We start from the raw sequence: 14,042 nt of genomic DNA, 5'->3' as shown, positions 1-14,042 counted from the left end.
TATGATCCACTTTAAAGCTATTGGCAAAATAATGGGGGCATTGTTGATGCTTTTTTCCCTCTTGATGTTTCCCGGGGTCGGTTTTGCTTTGTATCATGGAAGCGATGATTTAATGGCTTTATCCATTTCGGTAGGGGTATCCTTTTTGACCGGATTTGGGTTGTTTTCCACTTTTTCCAAGCAAGATCAAAATATCCGAAAACGGGAAGGTTACCTGATAGTATCTCTCAGCTGGTTTTTGATGAGTATTTTTGGAATGTTGCCTTATATCCTAAGTGGCGCAGTAGAAAGTATCCCGGATGCCATATTCGAAACGGTTTCCGGTTTGACCACTACAGGAGCTACTATTTTGACAGATATAGAAGGTACTGCACCTGGAATCCTTTTTTGGCGGTCGATGACCCAATGGATAGGTGGACTGGGAATCATCGTCTTGACTGTGGCCATTTTTCCTTTGTTGGGGATTGGGGGAATTGAACTGTTCGTTGCTGAAGCTCCGGGACCTACATCTGACAAGCTTCACCCAAGGATATCCGAAACTGCTAAAAGACTTTGGATGGTATACATAGGACTTACCTTTTTGCTCGGTATCATTTATTTCTTGCAAGGTATGAGTTTGTTTGATGCCGTTAACCATTGTTTGACTACTATGGCTACTGGTGGTTTTTCCACAAGGTCGGACAGCATGGCATATTTTTCACCTTTCATTCAATACACTTCCATAATATTTATGTTCCTTGCCGGCACAAATTTCACCATTATCTATTTTGGTTTGAAGGGGAAATTCAATAGAGTTTGGGCTTCTGATGAATTCAAGGCATATCTCATATCCGTGATTGCACTGGTTTTTCTATTGGTTTGGCCTGTTTGGTATTACTCTGGGGAAGGATTTGAAAAAGCATTTCGGGATTCCTTATTTCAAATTATAGCCTTGATAACGACCACAGGGTATGTCACCGCAGACTATACAGCATATCACAGTGGATTGACTTTGGTCTTCTTTATGTTCTTGTTTCTCGGAGCTTCAGCCGGATCGACATCTGGAGGAATAAAATTTATTCGGCATTTGACATTTTTCAAGAACTCCTGGCTGGAGTTTAAAAGAATCGTTCACCCGAGGGCAGTAGTACCTTTAAAAATCAACGGCGATAGGGTAACGGGCAAAATTGTAACCCATATCATGAACTTTCTTTTGATCTATTTGATGATATTTGTTTTGGGGTCTATTATAATATCTTTGTTAGGGTACGATATTCTGACCTCGTTTGGTGCTGTAGCGACTAGCCTGGGAAATGTAGGTCCAGCAATAGGTAGGGTTGGACCTATGGACAATTTTGCATTTTTCGATCCCACTGCCAAGGTTTTTTTGTCATTTCTGATGTTATTAGGAAGACTGGAATTGTTTACTATTCTTGTGCTGTTCACTCCGTATTTTTGGAGGGCCAATTAACTCTTGGGTATAGAAAATAAAAACTCAGAACCTTGACCCTGTGCACTCTCGGCCCAGATTTCACCTTGGTGCATAGCAATTAGCTCTTTTGAAAGCAATAAGCCCAGACCAGTACCTTTTTCCTGATGTGTTCCGGGAGAAGTCATGAACTTGTTGCTGAAAAGATTTTCTTTTACATCTTCCCTGATTCCTATTCCGTCATCTTTGATGCTGAACACATACTTTTCTTTTTCTTCTTGCACTGCTAGAGCTATCCCATCCCCACTATGGGTATATTTGAGTGCGTTGGCTAGTAAGTTCCTGTAAACAATGTCCAGCATGTCCTTGTCCAGATTGACCGATAAGGATTCAGGAATTTTATTGATGACCAGCTGCCCTTTATACAAATTTGTTTGTGTCAATAAGCGGATGTTTTTTTCAGCCAATCGGTGAACATTCACATATGACTTTTGCATGGTCATTCCTTTCATCTGGTTTCTGGACCAAAAGAGAAGGTTTTCCAATAATTGTTCGTTTTCTCCAAGACTTTGGGATACCTGGGGGAGGTACTTTTGGAATTCCTCCTGACTCAAATTGTCATCATTTAGTAACTGCATCATACTGATCAAAGAATGAAGCGGGCCTCTAAGGTCATGGGATAGGATAGAAAAGATTTTATCCTTAACCCGATTTGATTCTTCCAATTCTTTTGCCTGTTGGGCAATTTGTTCCTTTTGTTGTCTTAAGATTTCATTTTTTTCTTTTTCCTTTTTCAAAAATCTGTAATACACATAGAGGAAATAAGCCAGACCCAAGATGATTACAAGCATGGCAATAGCCAGATATAGTTGGATTTGCTTATTCTTTTCAATGAGTTCTTTTTCCCTGTTTAAAGCTTCGATCTCTTCCCTTTGCCGTCTAATTGTCAGGGCTGACAAGTGATTTTTTGTTTTTTCGGCATTTAGGATTGCTCTTTCTTTCTGAAGTAATTCAGAATATTTCTGGAAATTACTTTGGTCACCTCTCTGGAAATACAATTGGGCCATTTGCTGGAAAATTGGGATCATGGATTCAGATTGTGGTCTTTCTTCATGAATGGGAATTGCTTGCTCCGCATACTTAATGGCCTTTTCAAGTTCCCCCTGTCGGATCTTCAGTTCAACGAGTTTTTCCAGTGCATTCAAAGCCCTTACTAAATCATAGGTCAAACCAAATTCCAGCAAATTGACCATATCTATTTCTGCATTATCCAGATCACCCATTTCCATGAGAAGATTAGCTCGATTAAATTTAGAAACTGCCAATTGTCTTTCATTACCAAGCCTTTCACGTATTTCAATGGCCCTGTCTATTGTCTGTATGGCCTCCAAATACCTGCCAAGTTCACCCAAAACCAAAGCTTTCCCTGTATAGTTGTATCCTAAGCCATCCTGGTCATTTGCATTGAGAAAATATTCTTCAGCTTCTTCGTAGTGTGAAAGGGCCTCCTCAAAGAGGTCTCTATAATTGTAAATCTGGCCAATGTTATTAAGAGAGTGACCTGTCTGTATTCCAAGTCCTGCTTTTCTGCTTAAGTCCAATGCCTGTTCATAAAGTAATAATGCTTCTTCCTGAAGGTTTTTATTCCGATAATACACTCCCAATCTATTTATATTTTGGGCAGCAAGATTGGCATTCCCCAGGCTTTTTGCCAATTCTATTGCCTCCATATAAAATTTCTGCGCTGTATCAGAATAGTGGATCTCCCATACCAATTCTGATAAGATCTCAAGTCTTGATTCCTGATTTTGGGTTTTGGATAGCAATTGATATAAACTGTCAGCCTTTAGCTGATGGGTAGTGGTGACCTGCTGCCCTGAGGCTACTTCTTGAAAGAAGAAAAATAAAATTAATGGCAGCACAAAATAAATGCAGGAATTTGCTTTCAATCTCTATTTTTTTGAATTTCGGTTTGAAATTATGGTTTTATTATTCCATTACAAAATGAAATTATTTTTTAGGAAATCAATTGTGCTTTCATTTTTACAATTCTATCTTCAAGAGACTCTGAGCTTAAAGAGGCTCTAAGCCTGTCTACCATAATAGGGAAGGAAAACGGAGTAAACTGACTAGGTTTTTGAAGCACAATTTGTTGGGTATTGATTTTTTGAACGGCTTGAAGAATTTTATTCTTCTCCATCTGCATTTCCAATACTTCCCTATGGGCTTGTTTCAGTAGTAAATTTTCCGGATCATAATCTTCAAATACTCCAAAAAGTATTCCTGAATTGGATTGGAGATGTTTGAGTTTTACTGGTTTGCCGGGATAGCCCTGAAAAATCAAACCTGAAATGGTGGCTACATCCCTGAACTTCCTTTTGGCCATTTCACTTTCATTTATGCAAGCCAAAATATCCTCATCCAGATTTTTGCAGGTAAAAAGGTCCTCCTCAAGTGCTTCTTCAATTGGTATGTGCTGATCTGAATGAAGTTCAAACCCATAATCATTCATAGCAATGCTGAAGGAGATAGGGTAACTGACAGACAGCCTGTAAGCAGTCAGGGCCCCTAGGATTTCGTGTACCATCCTGCCTTCAAAGGGATAGAAAAAGACATGATGTCCATCTTTTGATATGTTTTTTTCGATCAAAAAAGTATTCTTATCAGGTATCAAAGAGAGGCTTCTCTGTAATTCCAAAAGAGGAATTAGGTATTGGATTTCCTCTGATTCGTGGACTGCCTTGTTGCTTTCTTCCAATATTTCCCTGATTTTTCCGGAAAGTTTGGATGTAAGAGAAATTCTCCCTCCCATATAAGATGGTGTGTTGCTGCTCTTTCTTTTCGAAAGCTTTACTATAGCACTCAGTTCTCTGATTTTGACAAACTCGAGATTCCTACCGGAAAAAAAGAACCTGTCACCCGGCTTCATTTTAGAAAAGAAATATTCTTCCACCATACCAAGAAAAGCACCATTTTGAAACCTGACTTTGAGCATGGGATCACTTACAATGGTACCCATACTTAGACGATGTCTCATGGCTGTTTTTCTGTTGCGCACTATAAAAAGACCGTTTTCATCAATTTCCACTTTGGCAAATTCCTCATAGCCACTCAATGAGTCCCCGCCTTTGGTGATAAAAGACAAAATCCAACGGTATTCTTCCTCATCTAAATTTTTGAACGAATAGGTGCTTTTGACAATTGGAAAAAGCTCTTCAGGATAGAAACCATCGCCAACAGCCAAAGTGACCAAAAACTGGATTAAAACATCATAGGGAAGATCGGGACAATGAATGGATTCCATATCTCCCTGTTCGGTGGCTTTGCGCAGGGCGGCAGCTTCTATAAGTTCCAAAGAGTGGGTAGGCACAAAATATATTTCACTGGGCAATCCCGGCTGATGTCCTGAGCGCCCGGCTCTTTGGAGAAACCGTGCCACACCTTTTGGGCTTCCAACCTGAATTACCGCATCCACAGGTCTGAAATCCACTCCAAGATCCAATGAGGAAGTACAAACCACCACTTTAAGTTTGCCAAGATGCAGTGCTTCTTCCACCCAAGTCCTTACTTTTTGATCGAGTGAACCATGATGGACAGCTGCCAGTCCAGCCAAATCAGGTCTTGTTTCCATGATTTTCTGGTACCAGATTTCTGTTTGGGCCCTGGTATTGGTGAAAAGAAGTACAGATTGATGCCGGTCTATTATTGGTAGGACTTTGTCTATCAGCTTGATCCCCAAGTGTCCTGCCCAAGGGTATTTTTCCAGCTCATCTGGAAAAACTGTCCTAATGTTAATTTTCTTTTCAACTTCGGATTTGATGATATGTACTGAGAGCTTGTCTCCCAAAAGAGCTCTGAATGCTTCTTCCAAATTGCCTATGGTGGCTGATATTCCCCATACCTTGATAGGATATTGTAGCTTGGACCGGATATAGGCCATGGCCAGCTGTACCTGCACACCCCGCTTGTTGCCCATAAGTTCGTGCCATTCGTCAATTACAATGGCCTCCAGATTTTTGAACAAGCGACTGTTATTTTTCTGAGCCAGCAAGATGTGCAATGTCTCAGGGGTTGTGACCAAGCATTCAGGAGGATTTTTCTTTTGTGACTCCCGGTCCTTATTGCTGGTATCTCCATTCCTTACAGCAACTTGCCAAGGTAATCCCATGCTGTCACATACCTCCTGCATGGCTTTTTGAATGTCCATGGCCAAAGCCCGCAATGGAGTGACCCAAATGAGCCTTAGCCCATTGTTTTTGGAGGTATGCCAAGTGTCCGGATTGTTTTGTATGTAAGAAAGCAACACAGGAAACCAAAGGGCAAAGGTTTTTCCACTTCCGGTAGGAGCATTCAATATTCCTGATTTTCCATTCAGATAATCTTTCCAAGCTTGAACTTGAAAGTCAAAGGGTTTCCAATCTTTAGATTTGAAATAGTTTAATGCTGGTTCTAAATTACTTTCAACCATATTTTTCAAGTAAGGCTTTAAGGTCTTCCAATGTATTGGCCTCCTCTATAGGTTTGTCTTTTCTCCATCGCTGAATTCGAGGGAATCTCAGGGCAATGCCTGATTTGTGTCTCTTACTTTCCTGGATTCCTTCAAAAGCCAGTTCAAAAATCAAACCTGCTTTCACTGTTCTCACTGGTCCGAATTTTTCCATGGTATTTTGCTTGACATACTTGTCCACTTCTTTGATCTCCGCATCTGTGAGTCCAGAATAAGCTTTGGCAAAGGGAACCAAATTTTCCCCTTCCCAAACAGCTAAAGTATAATCTGTGTAGAGGTCTGCTCGTCGACCATGACCTTTCTGGGCATAGATCATGACTCCGTCTATGGTAAGTGGATCTACTTTCCATTTCCACCAATTTCCTCTTTTCCTGCCAACCTCATATGGCGAGCTTTTGCGTTTCAACATAAATCCCTCAGCCATTCGCAGTCTGGATTCAAGATGCAGTTTTTTTAATTTTTCAATGCTGTATTCTTGCAAGGTAGGAGATAATACCAAACTTGAATGTTTTACCTCCAAGCTCAATTTCTCAAGTATTTTCCTTCTTTCTCTCAAAGGCCTTTCCCTCAAATCTTTTCCATCATATTCGAGAACATCATAAGCAATAAAGCTTACGGGAGCCTCTGCCAATATTTTTTTACTCAGATTTTTTCTTCCTACTCTCGTCTGCAATAAGGAGAATGGGAGAGGGGCTCCATTTTCGTAGGCAATGATCTCCCCATCAAGCACACAATTCTCGGGCAGTTGCCTTGACATTTCTTCCAATTCAGGGAATTTTTCCGTTACCAACTCTTCTCCCCGTGACCAAATAAAAACCTCTTTGTTTCTGTGGATAACCTGTCCTCTTATCCCGTCCCACTTCCATTCAATTTGCCAGTCTTCGAGCTCTCCAAGGTCACTCAGGTCCTTTTCGAGTGGGTGTGCAAGATAAAATGGATACGGTCTGGAAAGGTCATCACTGGGATTTTTGGAAAGAATGAGGTCTTCGAAAGTTACATGATCAGGGTGCCAATCTCCCATCAGCCTGTGTGCCACCTCGGTTTTTTCCATATCAAATGCATTGGCAACAGCTTGAGTGACCAGGTTTTGACTAACTCCTACACGAAATCCTCCGGTGATGATTTTATTGAAAATAAATTTTTCATCCCGGTTCAATACAGACCAAGCCCATAGGATTTTTTCTTTTTTTTCATGTTCTTCAATTCCCTCCATTTGTCGGAGGTATTCTATCCAAAAAGCCAAGGTTTTGTCCTGTGAGTCCTTATTGACGGGCAGAAGCAAGGACAATGTTTCAGCAAGATCTCCTACAGTTTGGTATGATTCTTCAAACAACCACTCAGGTATCCCTGATTGCTCTATGCACCAGGCTCTCAGAAGTTTGGTATTCACCTGTCTTTTAGGTCTTTTGTGAGTGAAAATGGCTAATGTCCAGAGCTTATCTTTGTCATCAACAAGGAGAAAATACTCTTGAAGAGCAGCGAGTTTATCCGAAGTTTTATTGCTTTGATCTAATTTTAAAAAAAGTGCTGCAAAATGATTCATGGGAGCAAAAGATGGAGAGAGAAGTGAAATTAGTTTTTATTTCTGTAAAATTGTTTAAATTTCTGATGTCCTTTACAAACTGAATGGCCTAGATAAACGTTTGTAATTTGAAAACTCTCCACTTATGAAAAAGTTGATATACACTCTCGCTTTTTTGGTACTCATTTCTTGTAATGAAGATCAAAGTGATCCCCTATATACAGATAATGAAGTGGAATATACCTTGTTTAAAGCTTCTGATTTTGATTACACAGGAGTGCTTAAAGTCCGTGAAATGATGGGAGGGGAGTTGGAGTTGGAAATCCAACTGGAAGGTCAAAGGGGTGAAGAGCCCTACTTTTTTCCTGCACACCTGCATTTTGGCACCTATGATGCTGTAGATGCACCCATGGCACACATGCTTGATCCTGTAGACATTAGAACATTGAGAAGCACTACCATATTGGGAAGGCTTTCTAATCAAGAGAGTTTAGATTTTGATGGCTTCAAAAATTTAGATGGTCATATTAAGGTACACCTTGCAGACTCAGGACCCGAATATCAGGTGATTTTAGTAGCTGGCAATATCGGTGCAAATGACAATAATCCAGGAAGTTTTGATAGTGAGAATATGACCTTATGTTCACCTTACTTTTAAAAGGAAAATTGATTATTAGCAATTTCTCATGCAGGATAAATTGATCATTGAATCTTTTGTTAAAAATGTACACTGACTATCGTCAACAGAATACGGCTGAGCCAATTGTTTAAATGGCTGAATAGTAAAGCGCGAATACACACTGAATTACAATAGCCAATATAAAAAAAGCCATCTTTGGTGATGGCTTTTTGATGATAATTGTTCTTGAATTAAGATTCCACAGGAGGGGTTACCTCATCCAATACCTCTCTGTCTTCTTCACCATCTTCTATATTGGCTTTATCGGACATTATTTCGTGGATTTTTTCTCTAATTTCTACGATTTCCTTATGCATAAGCTTCTGGTATTCCAAATGCTCTTCATCAGAAAAAGGCTTCATAGGATTGTGAACATGATACTTTCTCTGCTCTTCGTCATCATGTGAATGTTCATATCCCGGTACTTCAATGATGTCCTTATCCCATGCCTTCAGAAGATCTTTGATTTCTTCATTTGAAATATCATTTTCTTTAAGGGCTTTTTCCAACTCCATGATTTCTTCTCTGATATCCAAGGAAGATTGGTGGATTTCGTTGGCTTCGGCATAAAGAGCTGGATCACCTTCCTGGTCTTTTTTTTCTGAACAAGAAACTAAAGAGAAGATCATTGCGGTCAATACAAGTGAAAACAAAGTTTTTTTCATAATTCATTTGGTTGGTTTAAACTAAAAAGAGGAAAAACCTCTAAAGATCTTTCCTCCAATTATAGTAATAGATTAGTGATTAATCAATATGAACTTCATATACTTTTCTTGTGATATTGCCATTTGCATCTTCAGCCCAGATGATCAAGTCCAAATGGTCTTCACCTTCTGGTAATACGATAGCATTGTCACCTGTGAAAATATCCTCAAATTTGAGTTCAGAACCATTTGGAAGTTCAGGACCTGAAAGGTCTCTCCAAGCAGAATTTCCCCAAATTCTTTCGTAATATTCTTCTCCGGCAACTCTATGGTTGTGGTCATGGTCATGATCTTCTTCTACCAATCTTACCCATAAGAAAGTAATCTCAGAACTTAATTCATGGCTTCCGCTGCCTACAGTTCCTTCCACTTCCAAAGCTTCACCGGCTTCACCTTCAATTTCACCATCATGCAAATTCGTTACTGCAATTACCGGAGCATATGGTCTCTCAATGTAGAAAGTAGCCAAATAGTTACTTCCGTCGGCAAAAGAAGTCTGGTTGCCATGGATATCTACCGCAGAAATGATAATGTCGTAAGGCCCAGCCAATACATTGTTTTCAACACGGGATGTAGGTCCCTCCCAGTAAATATCTGTAGATGAACCGTCCACATTTAGGAAAGTAGATCCTTCAGGAAACCTCAAGAATGGAGAACTTGCATCCGGACTATAAATATCTTTCACATTTAAAGCGGAAAAAACATTGCTCATTCTGCCATGAGTATGTCCGTCAAAAGAATTATGGATATCAAGAAGGACTTGCCCAATACCTGACTCATCACTTACACTGAATCTAATGTGCATATGGTCTGTAGAAGCTGATCTTACTTCACCTTCCATGGGCCGAAAACTGTCTCGACCTTCTGCAAAGCCGATAACAGGAGCTTCCAAGTCACTTACCGGAGGATTATCGTTTTCATCATTGCAGGAAAAAAGTACTGTCATGACAAGGGCACTAAATAATAAAGGTATTCTTTTCATTGGTTTAGACGTTTATGTTACTTTGTTGTAAATGCAATTGTATTGCAAATATATGGTCAAAAAATAAAGACCCAAAGAAAAAATCGTTTTTCTATCTAATTGTAAGTGGTACTTTGATTGAAAAACTGATGTTTCTTCCCTGTTCAGGAAGGTTTAACAAGCGGTATCGGCTTAAGTGATTGAAATATACCGCATTGGTAAGGTTTTGTCCCGACAGCTGAAATTTGACTTCTTGCTTACCAAATAGCACATCTCCGCCCAACCCTGCTTCCAATAAGGTATAACCTTCAGTAGTCCTTTCATTCCGATCTACTCGATTTTGGTCCGCTGCCTGCCTGACTTCAGCAAAAACATAAAGGTTATCGAATACATTTCGGATATTTGGAAGTTTATATTCTACACCTGAAAGTACACTGAAAGGTGGAGTTAACGGTAGGGGTAGGCCCGTATCAAGATTTTGATTGTACACGTATTCTGCACCTAAGTTGAAGGTGAGGTTTTTCAGTGGAGAAATATTTGTCATCAGTTCACCTCCTGTGAAAATGGCGTTGTTCTGCCTGTATTCCCAAATGATGCTTGATCCTGGCAAAGGAGAAAACCTTGGTGCAGGAGCCAAATAAATATATCCATCATAGTAACCAAAGAATGGACTGAAAGTGACCAAAAACTTTTTGCTTGAATAAGCCAAATTAAGGTCTGTTTGATAGCTTCTTTCTCTTTCAAGGGTAGCATTACCTACTTCGTGTCGGAAGTTGCCATGATGCACTCCATTGGAGGAAAGTTCAATAGGTGTTGGAATCCTGTAGGCAGAACCTACATTGAACTTGAGGTTGAATTTCTCCAAAAATACCCAGGAAAATCCGGCAGATCCACTTCCATTGAAAAACTCCCGCTGAATATCAGGATTTCTTTGGTCCATTTCCCCAGTAGGCCTCATTCTTTCATATATAGGTTGTAGGTGTTCCTCTATATCATGATAAGCACCATCGAGTCTAAGACCGGCATTGACTACAAAATCTTGGGTGAACTTATGCTCACGAAAATAGAAAAGACCACCTTGTAAAGACTCAAAGTTTGGCAGAAGAAATTCAAAACCGCTTTGCCTATTGATGCTATATTGTGAATTAAAGCCGAAAATGGATTGCCCTTTTTCGCCATGGGTTTTACTGATGCGTGCATTGGCAGTCCACACATCTAGGACAAGTGAAAGGGCCAGGTTTCCAAATGGATTGTCAGGGGCGACTTCCTGTGCATGAGGCCTGGAAAACTCCCTTCTTTCATTTTTTTGATACCCCATATCCAACTCCAACCAATAATCATTGATGAGTATGCTGTTGTTCCAAAGTACTTTCAAATGCTGATTGCTTTGTCGCGGAATATCGATGTTCCTAAAATTACCATCATGTCGGAGGTTAAAGGAATTGGGAACCCCCACAGCACCGGCAAAAATACCGGCTTCCTGGTCAAATCGGCTTATAGTCAGCGTAGAATATCCCCAGTCCTTTTTGGCTCCCGCCATAGTACTGAAATGTCTTTCTCTGCCAGCAGTGTTCTTCAATCTGTTTTCGAAGATTGGGAGAATAAAACCGGCATAATTGAACTGATCTGCAGGAACCCGGTAATCAGCAAAATCCTGCATGGTAAACCTTCCTCCAAATACCAAATCACCCTGATTGCCTTCAACGGCTATTGAGTTGGAAAACATGTCATTGTTGCTCCTATACATGGATGTAAAAGAACCTTCGATTTCATTGTCCTGTTTAAATGCAGGAGGAGCTATATTGATAACTCCTGCCATTCCATCTGACCCATAGAGTAGGGAAGAAGGCCCTTTGACCACCTCTACACGGTCCACATCAAAAGGATCGATTTCCAATCCATGGTCTGCGCCCCATTGTTGCCCCTCCTGTTTGATTCCCCGGTCATTGATCATGATTCTATTGAAACTCATCCCTCTGATAACAGGCTTGCTGATACCAACTCCTGTATTGATAGTAGATATTCCGGGGAGCTTTTCCAGAGCATTGGCAAAAGTACCTCCATTGTTTCTTTCCAAAAAGTCCCTGTCCAATACCATGATGGTCTGGGACTGCTCTAATGGCCCGTTTTTGAAAGGGTTGGCTTCTATGGTAAGACTTTCCAGTTGGATTGCTGATTCTTTTAAACTTAGCTCTACGAATCGATCTGCATCCAAAATGCTGATATTTTTATTCTCAGCTCTAAATCCTACATGTGTGATGTGTAAATGATAGCTGCCAGGTCTTAAATTTTCAAATTGAAAAAAACCTTCCTCATCGGCTATGGTTGCTTTACCCAACTCATGGATGGACACAATAGCCATTAAGCCATCTCCATTGTCATCTCTTATAATACCATTGAGGGAATACCCCGTTTGTTGCCCTCGAAGGATGGAAGAAAATGAAGTTAGAAAAAAAAGAAGAAATAAAAGGTAACGCGTCAATTAGATGCAATATTGTTTCAGATGCAAAAGTACCAATTCCTCTCAAAAGTTCCCCTTAAAGCTCATTCTTTTTGAAACGTGATTGCAAAATATAAATTTTTTTATTTCAATCTTTTCAGGTCCTGCAAAATACCTTCAAGTCCATTCAAGCGGATCTCATATAAAGTATTCAGCCACATTCCCAATTTCCCTTCAGGGAATCCCTGACGGTGCATCCATACCAAATAATGCTCTGGAATATCACAGAGCAATCTCCCCTTATACTTACCAAAAGGCATGGTTTTGGTCACCAAATCCATTAATATTTCTTTATCCATTTGCCAAATAAAGTATAAATTGGGCTGATTTTAAATCTTTCATCATGAAATACCTTTTCTTCTTATCTATTACATTCCTTTTTTGTGTCCAACCCTTGAAATCCCAAGAACTGGAAGGCAGTTGGGAGGGAACTTTGGATGTCATGGGCAATAAACTTCCTTTGATTTTCCGTTTTGAGCAATCAGATGAGCAATGGAAAGGATTTATGGACAGTCCTAGTCAAGGAGCTAGAAATATAGCCTTAACCAAAGTATTGGTTGTAGGGAATATGCTGACTTTTGAACATCTGGCGGGAGGAATTTTGTACGAAGGAATATTGATGGGGGACATGGTCAATGGTACTTTTAAACAATCAGGTATGAGTTTCCCTTTGAACCTAAATAAAATGCAAGAGATGGAAAAAGCTTCAGAATCAAGAATACGCTCGCAGACCCCTGAGGCTCCTTTTCCATACGCTGAAAGGGAAATTGAATTCGCAAGTGAGACAGATAATGTAAAACTTAAAGGAACTTTGACTATTCCTGAAGGAAACGGTCCTTTTCCTGGGGTCATTTTGGTCACAGGTTCAGGACCTCAGGACAGAAATTCCACCATTTTTGAGCATGAGCCTTTCTGGGTCATCGCGGATTACTTGAGCCGTAACGGAATTGTGGTTTTGCGTTTTGACGAGAGGGGAGTAGGAGGTTCTGAGGGCGATTTTGGTAGTGCTACTTCCCGGGATTTTAAACTTGACGCCCAATCGGGTATGAAGTATCTCCAAGACCTACAGGAAGTTGATATAAGCGAAATTGGCATGCTAGGGCACAGTGAAGGAGGGATGATCGCATGGATGGTTGCTGCTGAAAAAGAAAATTCCTCTGTGGATTTTGTTATTTCTTTGGCAGGACCAGTAGTGTCCATTCCTCAATTGATGGCGAAGCAAACGGAAGATATTTCAAGAAGTACCGGGAATTCCGAGGAACTTGTAGCAAGTCAGGTAGCATTGAATACCAAATTCTATGAACTGATAAAGAAATATGGGGAAGTAGAAAAAATCAAAGAGATGGTCCCTGAGTTGGTAAAGGAGGTTTTGGATACCCACGAGCTACCTGAAGAGATCAAAGCCCAGCAAGCGGCATCACTGACGTCTACACTCACAAGCAGTCTCAACCCATGGCTGGTTTATTTTATTCAATACGAGCCCGAAAGTGATATAAATAAGATTCAGATTCCGACTATGGCTGCTTTTGGGGGTAAGGATATCCAGGTCAATGCTGCACAGAATGCAAATAAACTGATCTCTCTTTTTGAAGGTAAGGAAGAACTACTTCGTCTAAAGGTCTATGATGACCTTAACCACCTTTTCCAAAAAGCAGAAACAGGATCAATATCTGAATACATAGAAATTGAAGAAACGTTTAATGAGCAAGTACTCCGTGATATACTGGACTTTATCCTTGAGATAAGCAAATAGAAAGTTAA

At 40.2% G+C, this 14,042-nt stretch carries 10 protein-coding genes; 3 read left to right on the top strand and 7 right to left on the bottom strand.

The window, feature by feature from the left end; genetic code table 11:
• Position 1 precedes the first annotated feature (1 nt).
• Positions 2-1,450 carry a TrkH family potassium uptake protein gene (locus tag EGN73_RS09685; RefSeq protein WP_219288822.1) on the top strand — a complete coding sequence of 483 codons (1,449 nt, stop codon included), beginning with the start codon at positions 2-4 and terminating at the stop codon, positions 1,448-1,450.
• On the opposite strand, the gene EGN73_RS09680 is transcribed toward EGN73_RS09685, so the two are convergent.
• The 3 genes from EGN73_RS09680 to EGN73_RS09670 all read right to left on the bottom strand — a co-directional run bounded on the left by EGN73_RS09680 (position 1,447) and on the right by EGN73_RS09670 (position 7,458).
• Positions 1,447-3,357, bottom strand: a complete 1,911-nt coding sequence (locus tag EGN73_RS09680; protein WP_219288820.1) for an ATP-binding protein — start codon at positions 3,355-3,357, stop codon at positions 1,447-1,449. The genes EGN73_RS09685 and EGN73_RS09680 overlap by 4 nt on opposite strands.
• A gap of 68 nt (positions 3,358-3,425) precedes the next feature.
• Complete coding sequence (locus tag EGN73_RS09675) at positions 3,426-5,876, bottom strand: ligase-associated DNA damage response DEXH box helicase (protein WP_219288818.1); 2,451 nt, start codon at positions 5,874-5,876, stop codon at positions 3,426-3,428.
• Complete coding sequence (locus tag EGN73_RS09670) at positions 5,869-7,458, bottom strand: ATP-dependent DNA ligase (RefSeq protein WP_219288816.1); 1,590 nt, start codon at positions 7,456-7,458, stop codon at positions 5,869-5,871. The genes EGN73_RS09675 and EGN73_RS09670 overlap by 8 nt, the downstream gene beginning before the upstream one ends.
• 124 nt (positions 7,459-7,582) lie before the next feature.
• On the opposite strand from EGN73_RS09670, the gene EGN73_RS09665 reads away from it, so the two are divergent.
• Positions 7,583-8,095 carry a hypothetical protein gene (locus EGN73_RS09665; RefSeq protein WP_219288815.1) on the top strand — a complete coding sequence of 171 codons (513 nt, stop codon included), beginning with the start codon at positions 7,583-7,585 and terminating at the stop codon, positions 8,093-8,095.
• Positions 8,096-8,307: 212 nt separating this feature from the next.
• Here the strand turns inward: EGN73_RS09665 and EGN73_RS09660 are convergent, their stop codons facing one another.
• From EGN73_RS09660 to EGN73_RS09645, 4 genes are all read right to left on the bottom strand, one after another.
• Positions 8,308-8,781 carry a hypothetical protein gene (locus EGN73_RS09660; protein WP_219288813.1) on the bottom strand — a complete coding sequence of 158 codons (474 nt, stop codon included), beginning with the start codon at positions 8,779-8,781 and terminating at the stop codon, positions 8,308-8,310.
• Between the two features lie 79 nt (positions 8,782-8,860).
• A complete protein-coding gene (locus EGN73_RS09655; RefSeq protein WP_219288811.1) occupies positions 8,861-9,802 on the bottom strand; it encodes a DUF4625 domain-containing protein in 942 nt (313 codons plus the stop codon).
• Positions 9,803-9,893: 91 nt separating this feature from the next.
• Positions 9,894-12,263, bottom strand: coding sequence for a TonB-dependent receptor (locus tag EGN73_RS09650; RefSeq protein WP_246611530.1), 2,370 nt, complete (start codon positions 12,261-12,263; stop codon positions 9,894-9,896).
• Between the two features lie 101 nt (positions 12,264-12,364).
• Entirely contained in the window at positions 12,365-12,580 is a 216-nt protein-coding gene (locus EGN73_RS09645; RefSeq protein ID WP_219288809.1) for a DUF3820 family protein, read from the bottom strand.
• A gap of 44 nt (positions 12,581-12,624) precedes the next feature.
• Between EGN73_RS09645 and EGN73_RS09640 the strand changes: the two genes are divergently transcribed.
• Positions 12,625-14,034, top strand: coding sequence for an alpha/beta hydrolase family protein (locus EGN73_RS09640; protein WP_219288806.1), 1,410 nt, complete (start codon positions 12,625-12,627; stop codon positions 14,032-14,034).
• The last annotated feature ends 8 nt before the right edge of the window (positions 14,035-14,042 follow it).

It is taken from the genome of Arthrospiribacter ruber, assembly GCF_019343195.1.
Taxonomy (GTDB): Bacteria; Bacteroidota; Bacteroidia; order Cytophagales; family Cyclobacteriaceae; genus Arthrospiribacter; species Arthrospiribacter ruber.
This window is presented reverse-complemented; position numbering and strand designations above follow the sequence as displayed.